15 protein-coding genes and 1 pseudogene are annotated in these 15,675 nt (G+C 63.7%); 15 read left to right on the plus strand and 1 reads right to left on the minus strand.

From position 1 onward, the window contains the following. Both ACZYOF_RS25230 and ACZYOF_RS25235 read left to right on the plus strand, forming a co-directional pair. Window positions 1-127, plus strand: a pseudogene (locus ACZYOF_RS25230) (IS481 family transposase); the annotation flags it as partial. Between the two features lie 308 nt (window positions 128-435). Next, window positions 436-1,374, plus strand: a complete 939-nt coding sequence (locus ACZYOF_RS25235) for an NADP-dependent oxidoreductase (protein ID WP_463717492.1) — start codon at window positions 436-438, stop codon at window positions 1,372-1,374. 776 nt (window positions 1,375-2,150) lie between these two features. On the opposite strand, the gene ACZYOF_RS25240 is transcribed toward ACZYOF_RS25235, so the two are convergent. Continuing rightward, window positions 2,151-3,152 (minus strand): adenosine kinase, encoded by a 1,002-nt coding sequence (locus ACZYOF_RS25240; protein WP_463717474.1) that lies wholly within the window; start codon window positions 3,150-3,152, stop codon window positions 2,151-2,153. 87 nt (window positions 3,153-3,239) lie between these two features. Here ACZYOF_RS25240 and murJ point away from each other — a divergent pair, with 87 nt between their 5' ends. The 13 genes from murJ (at window position 3,240) to lnt (ending at window position 15,641) form a co-directional block, all read left to right on the plus strand. Next, window positions 3,240-4,781 (plus strand): murein biosynthesis integral membrane protein MurJ, encoded by a 1,542-nt coding sequence (gene murJ / locus ACZYOF_RS25245; protein WP_463717475.1) that lies wholly within the window; start codon window positions 3,240-3,242, stop codon window positions 4,779-4,781. Window positions 4,782-4,847: 66 nt separating this feature from the next. Beyond that, window positions 4,848-5,900, plus strand: a complete 1,053-nt coding sequence (gene trpS / locus ACZYOF_RS25250; protein ID WP_130580830.1) for a tryptophan--tRNA ligase — start codon at window positions 4,848-4,850, stop codon at window positions 5,898-5,900. 92 nt (window positions 5,901-5,992) lie between these two features. Beyond that, entirely contained in the window at window positions 5,993-6,487 is a 495-nt protein-coding gene (locus ACZYOF_RS25255; RefSeq protein ID WP_028168417.1) for a universal stress protein, read from the plus strand. A gap of 116 nt (window positions 6,488-6,603) precedes the next feature. Next, window positions 6,604-7,173, plus strand: coding sequence for a NifU family protein (locus ACZYOF_RS25260; RefSeq protein ID WP_130580832.1), 570 nt, complete (start codon window positions 6,604-6,606; stop codon window positions 7,171-7,173). Window positions 7,174-7,256: 83 nt separating this feature from the next. Further along, window positions 7,257-7,955 carry a tRNA (adenosine(37)-N6)-threonylcarbamoyltransferase complex dimerization subunit type 1 TsaB gene (gene tsaB / locus ACZYOF_RS25265; protein ID WP_130580833.1) on the plus strand — a complete coding sequence of 233 codons (699 nt, stop codon included), beginning with the start codon at window positions 7,257-7,259 and terminating at the stop codon, window positions 7,953-7,955. Further along, window positions 7,952-8,437, plus strand: coding sequence for a ribosomal protein S18-alanine N-acetyltransferase (gene rimI, locus ACZYOF_RS25270; RefSeq protein WP_463717476.1), 486 nt, complete (start codon window positions 7,952-7,954; stop codon window positions 8,435-8,437). Before tsaB ends, rimI begins: the two co-directional genes overlap by 4 nt. Before the next feature lie 52 nt (window positions 8,438-8,489). Continuing rightward, window positions 8,490-8,939 carry a Fur family transcriptional regulator gene (locus tag ACZYOF_RS25275; protein WP_028168421.1) on the plus strand — a complete coding sequence of 150 codons (450 nt, stop codon included), beginning with the start codon at window positions 8,490-8,492 and terminating at the stop codon, window positions 8,937-8,939. A 35-nt stretch (window positions 8,940-8,974) separates the two neighbouring features. Then, window positions 8,975-9,673, plus strand: a complete 699-nt coding sequence (locus tag ACZYOF_RS25280; RefSeq protein WP_463717477.1) for an HAD family hydrolase — start codon at window positions 8,975-8,977, stop codon at window positions 9,671-9,673. Between the two features lie 170 nt (window positions 9,674-9,843). Beyond that, window positions 9,844-11,244, plus strand: a complete 1,401-nt coding sequence (gene miaB / locus ACZYOF_RS25285; protein WP_463717478.1) for a tRNA (N6-isopentenyl adenosine(37)-C2)-methylthiotransferase MiaB — start codon at window positions 9,844-9,846, stop codon at window positions 11,242-11,244. Between the two features lie 4 nt (window positions 11,245-11,248). Further along, window positions 11,249-12,304, plus strand: a complete 1,056-nt coding sequence (locus ACZYOF_RS25290) for a PhoH family protein (RefSeq protein WP_130580835.1) — start codon at window positions 11,249-11,251, stop codon at window positions 12,302-12,304. 85 nt (window positions 12,305-12,389) lie between these two features. Beyond that, the gene (gene ybeY, locus ACZYOF_RS25295; RefSeq protein ID WP_282528690.1) at window positions 12,390-12,896 is read left to right on the plus strand and encodes an rRNA maturation RNase YbeY; all 507 of its coding nucleotides are present in this window, start codon (window positions 12,390-12,392) and stop codon (window positions 12,894-12,896) included. 1 nt (window position 12,897) lies between these two features. Beyond that, window positions 12,898-14,031 (plus strand): hemolysin family protein, encoded by a 1,134-nt coding sequence (locus ACZYOF_RS25300; protein WP_463717479.1) that lies wholly within the window; start codon window positions 12,898-12,900, stop codon window positions 14,029-14,031. Beyond that, window positions 14,028-15,641: an apolipoprotein N-acyltransferase gene (gene lnt, locus ACZYOF_RS25305; protein WP_463717480.1), complete on the plus strand. Its 1,614-nt coding sequence runs from the start codon at window positions 14,028-14,030 to the stop codon at window positions 15,639-15,641. The genes ACZYOF_RS25300 and lnt overlap by 4 nt, the downstream gene beginning before the upstream one ends. Window positions 15,642-15,675: the final 34 nt, after the last annotated feature.

Consider the following 15,675-nt stretch of genomic DNA (forward strand, 5'->3'; position numbering starts at 1 on the left):
TGCCGACGAGCTTCCGATCTGGCTGCACCAATACAACTGGCATCGGCCTCACGGCGGTATAAAATCTCAAACGCCGATCAGCAGACTCGGTCTCACCGAGGACAACCTCTTGAGGCTCCACATCTAGTGACCAACCTCAATGAGCGGCGGCTGGCGGCGGATTGTCGTCGGCTATTGAAATTGGCACGATCGCACTGCGAAATGAACGTCGCTGCGAAATAGCGAACTATCGATGGTGCATTGCGAGTTGCCAATCTTGGTACTGTTCCCGATCAGACGGTCCCCTACCTCTGATCAGTATCACCGGTTGACGCGAGCCGGCTGTTGGGTCAATGGCCGACGCTCGTTTTTCAAGCTGACCCGCGTCTTAGTAGGGAGTCCAGAATGGCAAGCACCCCCGTCGACGATGCGTCCCAAGGTCCTGCTCGCTGCCCCATGTTGGCGTGGCGAGTACACGAATTCGGATCGCCGGAAGTGATGATTTTGGATCGGGTTCCGCGGCCAGTTCCTGGTCCGGGCGAGGTCCTCGTCAATGTTCACGCAGCAGGAGTCGGTCCCTGGGATGGCTGGATCAGGGCCGGCAAAAGCGCCTTGCCGCAGCCTCTTCCTCTTACGCTCGGCTCTGATCTGTCCGGAACAGTCGCGGCCGTGGGATTGGGCACTTCCGGCATCGCTGTCGGAGATCAGGTTTTCGGAGTGACCAACAGCCAGTTCCTTGGTGCTTACGCAGAATACGCCGTGGCCTCTGCTGGGATGCTCGCGAAGAAACCAAGCTCGCTGAGCTATGCCGAAGCGGCCTCCGTTCCCGTCGTTGCGGTCACGGCGTGGCAAGGTCTGTTCGACCACGCTCGCCTCGAAGCCGGGCAGACGGTCGTCATCCACGGAGCGGCGGGAAATGTCGGAGCCTACGCGGTTCAGCTCGCTCGTCGCGCTCGCCTGCGTTCAATCGCCACCGCGGGGACCAAAGACATCGAGTACGTGCAGTCCCTCGGTGCCGACAGAGTATTGGACTATCATACGCAACACTTCGAGGAAGAGGTGAAGGATGCGGACGCGGTACTGGATCTCGTCGGAGGCGAAACGCAAATACGTTCTTTTCAGGTTCTTCGCCCGGGCGGCAGGCTGATCTCCGCTGTGTCCCAGCCGGATCAGGACCGCGCAAAGCACCACGGGGTCACCGCAGCCTTCTTCTTGGTGGAGGTGACCACCGAGCGTCTTCGCGAAATTGCCGATCTCATTGATCGCGGTGAACTGAAAACCCGCGTCGGCGCAGTTCTTCCTTTTGCCGCTGCGCGAGAAGCCCATATGATGTTGGAAGGCCAACGGCCGCCGCCGAAAGGGAAGATCATTCTCGATGTGGGGGGCTCGGGCTAAGTCACCGCGCCCGCTTGAATTGGGGCTAACCATGGGTGTGGCGGCGAGCAGCTGTGAAGGCCGACGGCTCCCGCGCGAGTCGGAACACACGGCGATGCCTTGGAATGACGGAGGAGAAAAATTCGCGAGCAATTCCAATGTGATTTGCTCTGTCCAGCCGTCGCGCGAAAAACATTCGGCTTCCGCCGTCGGGCAAATCAGTGATTTAACTCCGCGCGTCTCACGGCGGATGAGGGGCGGCCCGCGATCGTCACGAACGTTGCGGTGAGATGCGGTGGACGCGATGCGTGCGACTGACGAGCGCATGTAACGCGGACGGCGAAGTCGTGTGGTCCTGGCGCCCCGACGCTGGCGCTAAGTTCTGTGGATCAACTATCTGCAGAGTGACGGTGGCAAAAGAGCCCGGTCACCGGGGAGAGCACGAAGTAAGCCGTAAAACCATCGCGCAGGGAAAGCCGGAATGTTCGGTTGAACCTGTGGTCCTACCCCCGTGCTTTTGTTGCACGGGACCCACGGGTGCAACCAGCACCCGGCTTTCCCTGCGCCCTCTGTGTTCAATAAGAGGGTGGAAAGTGACGCAAAGCTCGGGCACACCATGCCGCGAGAATGCGAACTCACATCCCCTCGGCTGTTTGAAAATTGAATCAGAACTCGCGACGAGCCGTAGGGTGGGCAAAGCGAAGCGTGCCCACCATCACGAGCGAAGTGTTGATGGTGGGCACGGCGCGATAGACGCGCCTTTGCCCGCCCTACGGCACTGCGGCGATAGAGCAGCCTTAAACCGGCAATCGGTTCTGCTGCGCCAGTTCCTTCAACGACGCCTGCGGGCGCGCGCCGATATGCTGGATCACCTCCGCAGCCGCGAGTGCGCCGAGCCGTCCGGCATTCTCATAGCCGGCATCGCGGACAAGGCCGAACATGAAGCCGGCGGCGAAGAGATCGCCGGCTCCTGTCGTATCCACCAGTTGCTCGATCGGGAACGCCGGCACGGCCGTGATGCCGTCCTTCGCTGCCACCACGCAGCCTTTCTCGCTGCGGGTGACGACGCCAAGTTTCGCATCGACGCGGAACTGCTTCAGTGCGCTGTCGAAATCGGCAGTCTGGTACAACGAGCGCAACTCGGCTTCATTGGCGAAAACCAGATCGACCGTGCCTTTGCGCATCAATTCGAGAAATTCGTCGCGATAGCGATCGACGCAAAACGAATCGGACAAGGTCAGCGCAACCTGGCGGCCCGCGCCATGCGCGATTCCTGCCGCCTTGACGAAGGCCTCCTTGGCGCTCGCGAGATCCCAGAGATAGCCTTCCAGATAGACGATGCGGGACGCCGCGATCTGCGCTTCATCGATATCGGCCGGCGTCAGATCCTGCGCGGCGCCGAGATAGGTGTTCATGGTGCGCTCGCCGTCCGGCGTCACCAGGATATAGGAGCAGCCGGTGGCGGGACCATCGGCGGCGGGCCTGGTCTCGAACGCGACGCCCGCGGCGCGGATGTCATGGGCATAGAGGCGACCGATCTGATCGTCCTTGATCTTGCCGACATAGGCCGCGCGGGCACCGAAATTGGCGACGCCGACGATGGTATTGGCTGCCGAGCCCCCGGACATCTCGGTCGCGGGCCCCATGTCCTGGTAGATCGCGCCGGCGCGGACCTCGTCGATCAGGGCCATGCTGCCCTTGGCCATGCCGTGACGGCTGAGAAACGCCTCGTCGGTCCTCACCAAAACGTCGAAAATCGCGTTGCCGATCCCGAGAACGTCATATTTTGCGGCGGCCATTATCCATCCTTCGAGCGATTGCGAAGGCTGCGCCCTACCAGATCAACATGGCGCCAGCAAGCCAGGTGGCTGTTATATAGAAGTCATATGATCCGCTCCTTCCTCACCGTCTCCTCGGGAACGCTGGCGTCACGGCTGCTCGGCTTTGCCCGCGATTCGATCATCGCTGCGCTGCTCGGCGCCGGCGCGGTCGCCGACGCGTTCCTGGTTGCCTTTCAAATGGTCAATGTGGTCAGGCGGCTCCTGACCGAAGGCGCGCTGAATGCCGCGCTGATACCGGCCTGGTTGCGCTTGCGCGAGACCGAAGGCGCTGCGGCCGCCGCGGCCTTCGCCGGCCGCGTGCTCGGCACCCTCAGCGCCGCGCTGATCGTGGCTTCCGTCTTGATCGGCTTCCTGATGCCGCTGGTGATCGCGGCGCTCGCGCCGGGATTTGTCGGCCGCGAAACGCTGGAGCTCGCCGTCAACAATGCGCGGCTGATGCTGCCTTATCTTGCCTTCGCAGGACCAGTCACGGTCATGATGGGGCTAATGAACGCGCAAGCACGTTTTGCGCTCACCGCATTCTCGCCGCTCCTGTTCAACATCGCGCTGATCGCTGTAATGGCGGTGCTGCTGACATGCCGGGGGGATGCGGCGCATGCCGCGATGATCGTCGCTGCGACCGTTGGCATTGCGGGACTGCTGCAATTGTCGATCCTCGTGCTGCGCGGCGGCCGCGCGGCGACGCCGCTCCGCATCTCCTTCGACAAGGACATGCGCGGCTTTCTCGGCAAGGCCGTCCCCGGCATGATCGCAAGCAGTGCGCCGCAATGGCTGATGGTGGCGGGCGCCGTAATCGCCTCCAAATCGCCATCGGCGGTCTCCTGGCTCTATTTCGCCAACCGCCTGATCGAACTGCCGCTCGGCATCGTCGGCGTGGCCATGGGCACGGTGCTGATCCCGGAAATGACGCGCGCCCTGCACGGCGGCGACCGAAGCGCCATCGCGCGCGCGGAATCGCGCGGCCTGGAATTGGCTGTTGGCCTTGCCCTGCCGGCAACGCTTGGCCTGATCGTCTTGAGCGAGCCGGTCGTGCGGATCCTGTTCGAGCACGGCGCGTTTGCCGCGCACGATGCCACGGCCACCGCGCATGCGCTGACCTGGCTTGCGCTCGGCCTGCCCGCGCATGTGCTGGTGAAAGCGCTGTCGCCGGCCTTCTTCGCCCGCGAGGATACCCGCACGCCGCTTTTCGGGGCGCTGACCGCCATCGTCGTGGCGATCGTCGCAGCGTTCCTGCTTCGCCACTGGTTCGGCACGCGCGGCATCGCCGCCGGCATCACGCTCGGAGCCTGGAGCAACGCGCTCTATTTGATCCGGAAGGGGGGCGCGACATTCGGCTTCTCGACCGATATTGAGGCCCGCGATCGACTGCCGCGCATCTGCCTGGCAGCGCTCGCCATGGGCGCGCTGCTGTGGCTTCTGCAGGAGTTTGCGCCGCTGGCCGCCGGATCGCGCGGACTGGGGCAGGCTGTGCTGCTGTTCGCGGTGATTTTTGCCGCCATCGCCGGCTATGGCCTGTTCTTGAAGCTGTTCGGCGTGATCGGCTGGCGCGAGGCGGTCGCCGCGATCCGGCAAAACCGTGCCGCCTGACTTGCGCGGATAGCCCCAAAATGGCAAACGACCCCGCCAAAGCGGCATTTTCCGGGAATTGAGACCATGGCGTTCGTGGAACGGGTTTTTTCAGGCGTCCAGCCGACGGGCAATCTGCACCTCGGCAATTACCTCGGCGCCATCGTCAACTTCGTCAAATTGCAGGAGACGCACAACTGCATCTACTGCGTCGTCGACATGCACGCGATCACGCAAGGCGTTGATGTCTGGGGCGGCCCGGCGGAGCTGACGCGCAACACCCGCGAGGTGACCGCGGCGTTCATCGCCAGCGGCATCGACCCGAAGAAGCACATCGTCTTCAACCAAAGCCAGATCGCAGAGCATGCCGAGCTTGCCTGGATCTTCAATTGCATCGCGCGCATCGGCTGGCTGAACCGGATGACGCAGTTCAAGGAGAAGGCCGGCAAGGACCGCGAGAACGCGTCGGTCGGTCTCTACGACTATCCGGTGCTGATGGCGGCCGACATCCTGCTCTATCGCGCGACCCATGTGCCTGTGGGCGAGGACCAGAAGCAGCATCTGGAACTGTCACGCGACATCGCGCAGAAGTTCAACAACGACTTCGGCGACTCGATCCGCGGCCACGGCTTTGCCGACGGCCTGTTCTTCCCGCTGCCCGAGCCGCTGATCACCGGCCCGGCGACGCGCGTGATGAGCCTGCGCGACGGCACCAAGAAAATGTCGAAGTCGGAGCCCTCGGACAATTCGCGCATCAACCTCACCGACGATGCCGATACCATCGCGCAGAAGATCCGCAAGGCGAAGACCGATCCGGAGCCGTTGCCATCAGAGGAAAAGGGACTGGAGGCGCGGCCCGAAGCCGACAATCTCGTCGGCATCTACGCAGCGCTCGCCGGCGTCAGCAAGCAGGCCGTGCTGAAGGATTTCGGCGGCGGCCAGTTCTCCAGCTTCAAGAACGCGCTGGTGGACGTTTGCGTTGCGAAACTGTCGCCAATCGCGGCCGAAATGAAGCGGCTGGTCGCCGATCCCGGCCATGTCGATCAGATCCTGGTCGACGGCGCCAACCGGGCCCGCGCGATCGCCGATGAAACCATGCGCGCCGCGAAAGACGTCGTCGGCTTCATCCGGCAGCGATAGGCGATCAACATCGATTGCTCTCACACCCTCTCCCAAAAGCAGAGGGGGTGTGGCAGCATGGGTCTGCTTGGCAATAATGCACCGGGACATGCATGACCACCCAGCGACGAAGCTACGAATCTGGTCACAAGCCAAAATGCCTTGTCATCGTTGACGACAGCGCCGAATGGGACCGCGCCGTCTACTACGCCAGCCGCTGGGCGATCCGGGTCGGCGGCGGCGTCGTGATGCTGCGCGTCATCGAGACCGAGGACCAGAACCAGCAATGGCTCGGGGTGGCCGACATCATGCGTGCCGAGGCCGAGGAAGCGGCGAACGAGGCGCTCGACCGCGCCGCCGGGCGGGCCAACGGCATTGCCGCGATCACACCCGAGCGGGTGATTCGCGAGGGCGACCCCACCGAGCAGGTCCTCGACGTCATCGACAAGGACGAGGACATCTCGATCCTGGTGCTGGCAGCCAATCCGGGGCCGGAGGGCCCGGGTCCGATCATCACCACCATGGCCAAGATCATGGGCGAGTTCCCGATCCCCGTCACCATCGTGCCCGGCGGCCTGACCGACGAAGAGATCGATTCGCTATCGTAACCCCTTGATTACTCGCCGGAACCGGCGGTTCCTGCCTTGATCCGTGCGTTCGCCGTCGCCATCTGCTAAGGGAACCCCACGCGCCGGCCTTGAACCGGCGACGCCGGAGAAAACAAATGTTCATCCAGACCGAAGCTACCCCCAATCCCGCCACCCTCAAGTTCATTCCGGGCCGCACCGTGCTCGCGAGCGGCACCATGGAATTTGCGACACCTGAAGCTGCCACCCGCTCCCCGCTCGCCGAACGGCTGTTCGCCGTGCCTGGCGTCACCGGCGTGTTCTATGGCTCCGACTTCGTCACAGTGACCAAGGCCGACGGCGACTGGCAGCATCTGAAGCCCGCGATCCTCGGCGCGATCATGGAGCACTACATGTCCGGCGCGCCGCTGCTCGCCGACGGCAGTGTCGATGGCGACGATTCGCTCGATGAGGAAGACGAATTCTTCAATGACGAAGACGCCGACACCGTCGCGCAGATCAAGGACCTGATCGAGACGCGGGTGCGGCCGGCGGTCGCCAATGACGGCGGCGACATCACCTTCCGCGGCTTCAAGGATGGCGTCGTCTATCTCAACATGAAGGGCGCCTGCTCCGGCTGCCCGTCATCGACGGCGACGCTGCAGCACGGCATCCAGAACCTGCTGCGGCACTTCGTCCCCGATGTGGTCGAAGTCCGCCCGATGTAAGGAGAGCGAATCGTGAGTGGCGAATGGCGAATAGGGATCGCGCCTGACCATCCATTCGCCATTCGCCATTTGCCATTCGCTCCATGATCATTCTCGCCATCGATACGGCGCTCGACGCCTGCTCCGCCGCCGTGCTCGACACCGCCGCTAGCAAGACAATTGCGCTGGAATCGCAACCGATGAAGCGGGGGCATGCCGAAGCGCTGATGCCGCTGATCGTGCGGGTGATGAAGGAGAGCGGCATCGCCTTCACCGCGCTTGATCGCATCGCCGTCACCACCGGTCCCGGCAGCTTCACCGGACTGCGCGTCGGCCTGTCGGCGGCGCGCGGGATCGCGTTGGCGGCCAACAAGCCCGTCGTCGGCGTCACCACGCTGACCGCTTATGCCGCGCCTGTCGTCGCCGAGAACGGCGAGCATCCAATCATCTCCGCGATCGATGCGCGGCATGACCATGTCTATTTCCAGGTGGTGAGCGGCGACGGCAGCCCGCTGGTCAAGCCGAAGGTGGCGCCGATCGCCGAGGCGATCGAGGCGGCGCAGCTTGGCACACCGCATCTGGTCGGCAACGCCGCAAAAATCCTCGCCGACCGCTGGCCGGCGGAGACGGCGCCACCGTTCAAGGCCGATACCCAGGCCTCGCCTGACATCACCTGGGTCGCCTGGGTCGGCGCGGCCGTCAGCCCCGAAGCGGCGCCGGCACGGCCGTTCTATCTGCGCGCGCCGGACGCAAAGCCGCCGGCCAATCCGCTGCTCGACGTCGCGCAACCGACAGCGTCATGATGGCCTGGCTTTCCGAATGGTTTGGCCGCGGCACGCCGGCGGTCGAAGCCGCGACTGTGCGCGACGCACCGCGTCTGGCGCAGTTGCATGGCGCCTCGTTTCATCGCGGCTGGGGCGAAGGCGAATTCGAGGCGATGCTCGCCGAGCGCAATACGCTGGTGCATCGGCTGCGGCTCGGGCGCAAGATCATCGGCTTTGCGGTGTCGCGGATGGGAGCAGATGAAGCGGAGATCCTGTCGATCGCGATCGATTCCAGCCAGCGCGGCCGCGGCCTGTCGCGCAATTTGTTGCTGACGCATCTGGGCCATCTTGCCGGCCGCGGCGTGCGCACCGTTTTCCTCGAGGTGGAGGAAAATAACCAGCCGGCGCGACGGCTCTATGAACGGGCCGGATTTGCCGTCGTCGGTCGCCGTGAACGCTATTACAAGCAGCCCGGTGGGGAACATTTGAATGCGCTTCTGATGCGCCGTGACTTGTCGTAACATGCGGGCAGTGGCAGAACAGTCCTGCCCTGCCCCTCCAGGCTGAAGAAACATGGCTCCGCTGAAAACCTCGTCTGCGATGAAGAACACTGGAATCGAGGCGCGCTGCGCCGCGACCGGCATGCGCATGACCGAGCAGCGCCGCGTCATCGCGCGCGTGCTGGCCGAATCCGTGGATCATCCTGACGTCGAGGAACTCTACCGGCGCTGCGTCGCGGTCGACGACAAGATCTCGATCTCGACCGTCTACCGCACCGTAAAACTGTTCGAGGACGCCGGCATCATCGAGCGCCACGACTTTCGCGAGGGCCGCGCGCGCTATGAGCAGATGCCCGACAGCCATCACGACCACCTGATCAATTTGCGCGACGGCAAGGTGATCGAATTCACGTCCGAAGAGATCGAGAAACTGCAGGCGGAGATCGCCCGCAAGCTCGGCTACAAGCTGGTCGACCACCGGCTCGAACTGTATTGCGTCCCGCTGGACGAAGATAAGTCCTGACATAGCGTTTTCGAGCGAAGTGGATACCGGTTCGCGTGAAGAAAACGCGTCAACAAGAGATTCCCGATCTCATCATCTTCGACTGCGACGGCGTGCTGGTCGACAGCGAAGTCATTTCATGCCGCGCGCATGCCGAGGTCCTGACGCGTCACGGCTATCCGATCACGTCGGAACAGGTGTTCGATCGTTTCCTCGGTCGCTCGACACGACAGGCGAATCTCGAAATCGAGGCCGAACTCGGCCGCAGCCTTCCAGATGATTTTCATACGCAATTGCAGGACGAGCTGTTCCGTTCCTTTGAGGCCGATCTGCAAGCGGTGCCGCACATTCACACCGCGCTCGACCGGATCGCGCAGCCCGTTTGCGTGGCGTCCAGCGGCTCACCGCAACGCATGCGCGTCAGCCTTGGCCGCACTGCCCTCCACGAACGATTTGCGCCGAACATCTTTTCGGCCCTGCAGGTCAAGAACGGCAAGCCGGCGCCCGATCTCTTCCTGTTCGCGGCTGGGCAGATGAAGGTGGCGCCCGAACGCTGTCTCGTGGTCGAGGACAGCCTCCCCGGCATCACAGCCGCCCGCGCCGCCGGAATGACGGTGCTCGGCTTCTGCGGCGGTAGCCATTGCGGACCCGGCCATGCCGAGGCGCTGCGCGCCGCCGGCGCCACGATGACCTTTGCGGACATGCGGGAACTGGCCGGGCTGATTGAAAACGGCGCAATTGTCGCAACAACCTGAGCCGTCATTCCGGGATGGTCCGAAGGACCAGACCCGGAATCTCGAGATTCCGGGTTCGATGCTGACGCATCGCCCCGGAATGACGCCCTCCAACGCTGGATTTTGCTCCCTTTAGGCTATATTTGAGCCCTGCGCCTTGAAGGCGCTCCTTTGCACCCCAAGCAGGTTCCATGACGCCGCCGCGCAAGCTGCACATCAAATCCTATGGCTGCCAGATGAATGTCTATGATGCGCAGCGCATGGTGGATACGCTGGCCGGCGAGGGCTTTGTCGAGACGGCAAACGCCGATGAAGCGGATCTGGTGATCCTCAACACCTGCCATATCCGCGAGAAGGCCTCGGAAAAGGTCTATTCCGAGCTCGGGCGGCTGCGCGTAATGAAGGACGACGCCGCGCGGCAGGGGCGCGACGTGAAAATTGCGGTCGCAGGCTGCGTTGCGCAAGCCGAAGGCGAGGAGATCATTCGCCGCGCGCCGACTGTCGACGTTGTGGTCGGTCCGCAGAGCTACCACCATCTGCCGCAACTGCTGAAGCAGGCGAAAGCGGAAGGCCGCGCACTGGAAACCGAATTCCCCATCGAGGACAAGTTCGGATTCTTAGGCCCGCCGAAGCCCGATGCGATCCGCTCGCGCGGCATTTCCGCCTTTGTCACCGTGCAGGAAGGCTGCGACAAGTTCTGCACCTTCTGCGTCGTGCCTTACACGCGTGGCGCGGAAGTCTCGCGTCCCGTGACAAGGATCATCGAGGATGTGACGCGGCTTGCCGACAACGGCGTGCGCGAGATCACCCTGATCGGGCAGAACGTCAACGCCTATCACGGCGAAGGGCCGGATGGACGGAGCTGGCCGCTCGGCAAATTGCTTGAGCGGCTCGCCGCAATCCCCGGCGTGCTGCGTCTGCGCTATTCGACCAGCCATCCCCGCGACGTCGAGGACAGCCTGATCGAGGCGCATCGGGACCTGCCGGCGCTGATGCCGTTCGTGCACCTGCCGGTGCAGTCCGGTTCGGACCGAATCTTGGCAGCCATGAACCGCAAACATACCGCCGGTGATTACCGCCGCGTCATCGACCGATTTCGCACGGCGCGCCAAGACATTGCTTTTTCTTCGGATTTCATTGTCGGCTTCCCCGGCGAAACAGAGGAAGATTTTTCTGCGACCCTCGCGCTTGTCACGCAAATAGGGTACGCTGCAGCTTATTCGTTCAAATATTCGCCGCGGCCCGGCACGCCGGCGGCGGACATGCGGGAGATGGTGCCAGCGGTAGCGATGGACGAGCGATTGGAGCGCCTCCAGAACTTGATCGACAGCCAGCAATCGGCCTTCAATAAGGCTATGATCGGCACCACGGTCGATGTGCTGTTCGAACGCGCCGGGCGCAATCCCGGCCAGATCGTCGGCCGCACTGCCTATCTGCAGCCCGCGCATGTGATGGCATCATTGGACATCGTCGGAAAAGTCCTGCCGGTCAGGATCGACAGCCTCGAGCGCTACAGCCTGCTCGGCGAGCTGGCCCCGCGTCATGCGCGGCCTCAGTCATCAGCTCTTTCGCAGACGACCATTGGAGCCTGAACCCTTGCCAAAAAGCGCATCGGATTCACCATCGCTTGCTCCCAGCCGCAAACCTGACCGCGACATGCAGATACCGCCAGAGACCCAGGTCGTCATCGACTTCGACGACAACCGCGCCGCTTCCGCGCTGGTCGGCCCTTATGGGCAGAATCTGGCGCAGGTCGAACGCCGGCTCGGCGTCGTTGTCGATTCCCGCGGCAACCAGATCACCATCGCCGGCTCCCGCGACGGCTGCGACGCCGCACGACGCGTGCTGGAGACGCTTTATGGCCAGGCGACGCAGGGGCATGATCTTTCACAGGGCGACGTCGAAGGCGCGATCCGCGCCGTGATCGCGCAGGGCTCGCTGTTCGAGTTCGACGCCAAGACCGCAAAGCCCTCGTTCGAGACCATCAATCTGCGCAAGCGCCCGGTGCGGGCACGCACCGCCGCGCAGGATTCCTACATCCGCGCGCTGAAGCGGCACGAGTTGGTGTTCGGCATCGGGCCTGCCGGTACCGGCAAGACCTGGCTTGCGGTCGCCTATGCCGCGCAATTGTTCGAGCGCAAGGAAGTCGATCGCATCATCCTGTCGCGGCCCGCGGTCGAGGCCGGCGAACGGCTCGGCTTTCTGCCCGGCGATCTCCGCGAGAAGGTCGACCCCTATCTGCGGCCGATCTATGACGCGCTCTATGACCTGATGGATGCGCGCGTCGTGGAGCGCGCACTGCAGGGCGGCGAAATCGAGATCGCGCCGCTTGCCTTCATGCGCGGCCGCACGCTGACCAATGCCGTTATCATCCTGGATGAAGCGCAAAACACCACCTCGATGCAGATGAAGATGTTCCTGACGCGGCTCGGCGAGAACAGCCGCATGATCGTCACCGGCGACCCCTCGCAGGTCGACTTGCCACACGGCCAGGCCTCCGGGCTGGCAGAGGCAGTGAGCCTGCTGGAAGGCGTCGAGGGCATCGCGCAGGTGCGCTTCACCGCGGAGGACGTGATCCGTCACGAATTGGTGGCACGGATCGTCGCGGCCTATGAGGGATTGCCACAACGGCAAGTCGCCGCCAAATCTTGATGTCATCAGCCGGCCTCACGGACCTGCCGCAAGCGGGTTCCGGCCGCAACCCGAACGCCTAGAAACAACAACTTTTGGAACGACAGTGTCTTCCGCTCTCCCCGCTACCGAGGTTCTGGTCACAGCCGATTGCTGGCAGACCGAGCCTGATGCTGAAGCGGCGATCCATCGCGCCATCGAGGCCGCCGCCGAGATCACTGAGGCCGATGTCGGCGAGGCCGAACTGGCAGTGATGCTGACGGATGATTCCGGAATCCGGACGCTGAACAACAATTGGCGCGGCATCGACAAGCCGACCAACGTGCTGTCGTTTCCGGCGTTGCAGCCAAAGGGCGCTCAGGAGCCGGACGACGCCCCGCGCATGCTCGGCGATATCGCGATCGCCTATGAGACGACGCGCAGGGAGGCGGACGAGGAGCAGAAGCCGTTCGACCATCATTTAAGCCACCTCGCGGTGCACGGTTTCCTGCATCTGATCGGCTACGACCACGAAAACGACGACGACGCCGAGCAAATGGAAAATCTCGAGCGCGAAATCCTCGCGCAACTCGGCATTCCCGATCCGTATGCGGACCGGGAGCGGATGGACTGAAATGGCGGACTCCGAACCTACCCACGACAATCCGCGCGATGTGCGCAACCTGCCGGCCGTGGTGCCGGAGGAGGCACAGCGTCCCGCAGCGGAGAGCTGGTTGCTGCGCGCGATCCGCACCTTGTTCGGCTGGAAGGCAGGATCGGTTCGCGACGACCTGCAGGTGGTGCTCGATGCGTCGACGCCCGATGACGTGAACTTTTCCGCCGTCGAGCGCACCATGCTGCGCAACATCCTCAATCTGCATGAGCGGCGTATCGCCGACGTGATGGTGCATCGCGCCGACATCGTCGCCGTAAAACGCGACATCCCGCTCGGCGAATTGATGAGCCAGTTCGAAAGCGCCGCGCATTCGCGCCTCGTGGTCTACGACGAAACCCTCGATGATCCCGAGGGCATGGTTCACATCCGCGACCTGCTCGCCTTCATGACCGCAAGGGCGCGCGTCAGCGACACCGGCAAGACGCGGCGCAAGAAGCCGCTGCCCGCCGGCCTCGACCTGCGCGCGGTCGATCTCGCGCTGCCGCTTCACGAAGCGAGCATCATCCGAAAACTTCTTTATGTACCGCCCTCGATGCGCGCGATCGACCTGCTGGTGCAGATGCAGGCCACCCGCATCCACCTGGCGCTGGTGGTCGACGAATATGGCGGCACAGATGGGCTGGTGACGATCGAGGACCTCGTCGAGGAAATCGTCGGCGAGATCGACGACGAGCACGACAGCGACGAGCCGCCGTCGATCGTTCGCCAGCCGGATAACTCGTTCATCGCCGACGCGCGGGCGAGCCTCGATGATGTCCGCTCGGTGATCGGCGAAGACTTCGTCACGGGCGAAGCTGGCGAGGAAGTCGAGACGCTCGGCGGCTATCTGGTGTCGTTTGTCGGCCGCGTGCCGGTGCGCGGCGAGTTGATTTCCGGACCCGGCAATTTCGAGGTCGAAGTGCTCGACGCCGATCCGCGGCGGGTGAAGCGCGTGCGGATCGCAACGCGCAAGGAACGCAACGTCCCGCGCAAGGAGCGCGAGAGCCGTCGCCGCAACGAGGCCGCGCCCGATGCCAGCCCTCAGGCCGATGCCAGCCCGCAGGCCAACGACACCGCGCCTCCGTCCTCCGGCGACGGAGCCGCCCCGCAGTGAGGGTTTCCGATCAACTCCGCACGGTCGGGCTTTCGATCATCCTGACCTGGGGATGGAAGCGCGCCGTCATCGCACTCGTCGCCGGCGCCCTGTCCTCGCTCGCGATGGCACCGTTCAACGCCTGGCCGATCCTGTTCCTGACCTTCCCGGTCGCGGTCTGGCTGATCGACGGCGCAGGCGCCGGAAAGTGGCGCGGCATCCCGGCGGCGGCAATCTCCGGCTATTGGTTCGGGCTCGGCTACTTCGTGCCGGGGCTTTATTGGATCGGCTATGCCTTTCTGGTCGATGCGCAGACCTTCGCCTGGCTGTTGCCGTTTGCGATACTCGGCCTGCCCGCCTATCTGGCACTGTTTCCCGCGCTCGGCTTTGCGCTGGCGCGCCTGCTCTGGACTCCCGACGGCTTCCGCGTGCTGGCGCTGGCAGCGAGCTTGACCATCGCCGAATGGCTGCGCGGCCATGTGCTATCAGGATTTCCCTGGAACGCCTTCGGCTATGCGCTGTCGGAGCCACTGGCGCTGGCGCAGACCGCATCGCTGATCGGGCTCTGGGGCATGACGTTCCTTGCCGTCGCAATCTTCGCAAGTCCGGCCGTCCTGATCGATGGCAAATCGTCCAACCGAAAGCTGTGGCGGGTGCCGGCCATAGCGCTGATCGTTCTCGCGGCCATGCTGGTTTTCGGCGCGGTGCGGCTGTCGCGGCTGCCGACCACCATGGTCGCCAATGTCAAGCTGCGCATCATGCAGCCCAACCTGCAGCAGGACGTCAAATTCAACTACGCCGCCAAAGCGGAAGTGATGAGGAAATATCTGACGCTCTCCGATCGCGCTTCCGGCCCGCACTCCACGGGCGTGCGCGATGCCAACATCCTGATCTGGCCGGAATCGGCGTTTCCGTTTTTCCTGACGCGCGAGGCCGACGCGATGGCAGAGATCGCCGAGTTCCTGCCTCAGGGCACCGTGCTGATCACCGGCTCGGTACGTGCCCCAGATCTGCCGCCGGGCGTCCGCATCACACGCGCCTACAATTCGATCTATGTCATCGACCATGACGGCAGCGTGCTGTCGGTTTACGACAAGCTGCACCTGGTGCCGTTCGGCGAGTATCTGCCATTTCAGGAACTGATGGAAAAGCTCGGCTTCGTGCAGCTCACCAAGGTCCATGGCGGATTCATCGCCGGCCAGCGGCGTCATGCGCTTGACATCCCGAATGCGCCGCGCGCACTGCCGCTGATCTGCTACGAGGCGATTTTCCCTGGTGACATTGACATTCACGACGACCGGCCAAGCTGGATCATCAACGTCACCAATGACGGGTGGTTTGGAATCTCGACCGGCCCCTACCAGCATCTGCAGCAGGCGCGGCTGCGCGCGATCGAGGAGGGCCTGCCCGTTGTTCGCGCAGCGAACACCGGCATCTCCGCGGTCATCGATCCGGCGGGACGGATTGTCGCAGAACTCGGCCTCGGCATCGAAGGCGTGCTCGATGCCAGGTTGCCGGCTGCCATCCCGCCGACGCTATATGCACGTTTCAATGACATGCCCGCTGCGATCATTCTGCTCGTCGCATTGTTGCTTGTGGTCGGACGGCGTGTTGCCCGGCGCAATTCTTGACGCCTGCGCGCCCTCGATGGTTGCCCGCGCAAGG

It is taken from the genome of Bradyrhizobium sp. LeoA1Lang (assembly GCF_055413685.1).

Coding starts and splice junctions, on each gene's coding strand:
- ACZYOF_RS25235 (WP_463717492.1), top strand. CDS start 436: ATGTTGGCGTGGCGAGTACACGAATTCGGATCGCCGGAAGTGATGATT.
- ACZYOF_RS25240 (WP_463717474.1), bottom strand. CDS start 3,152: ATGGCCGCCGCAAAATATGACGTTCTCGGGATCGGCAACGCGATTTTC.
- murJ (WP_463717475.1), top strand. CDS start 3,240: ATGATCCGCTCCTTCCTCACCGTCTCCTCGGGAACGCTGGCGTCACGG.
- trpS (WP_130580830.1), top strand. CDS start 4,848: ATGGCGTTCGTGGAACGGGTTTTTTCAGGCGTCCAGCCGACGGGCAAT.
- ACZYOF_RS25255 (WP_028168417.1), top strand. CDS start 5,993: ATGACCACCCAGCGACGAAGCTACGAATCTGGTCACAAGCCAAAATGC.
- ACZYOF_RS25260 (WP_130580832.1), top strand. CDS start 6,604: ATGTTCATCCAGACCGAAGCTACCCCCAATCCCGCCACCCTCAAGTTC.
- tsaB (WP_130580833.1), top strand. CDS start 7,257: ATGATCATTCTCGCCATCGATACGGCGCTCGACGCCTGCTCCGCCGCC.
- rimI (WP_463717476.1), top strand. CDS start 7,952: ATGATGGCCTGGCTTTCCGAATGGTTTGGCCGCGGCACGCCGGCGGTC.
- ACZYOF_RS25275 (WP_028168421.1), top strand. CDS start 8,490: ATGGCTCCGCTGAAAACCTCGTCTGCGATGAAGAACACTGGAATCGAG.
- miaB (WP_463717478.1), top strand. CDS start 9,844: ATGACGCCGCCGCGCAAGCTGCACATCAAATCCTATGGCTGCCAGATG.
- ACZYOF_RS25300 (WP_463717479.1), top strand. CDS start 12,898: ATGGCGGACTCCGAACCTACCCACGACAATCCGCGCGATGTGCGCAAC.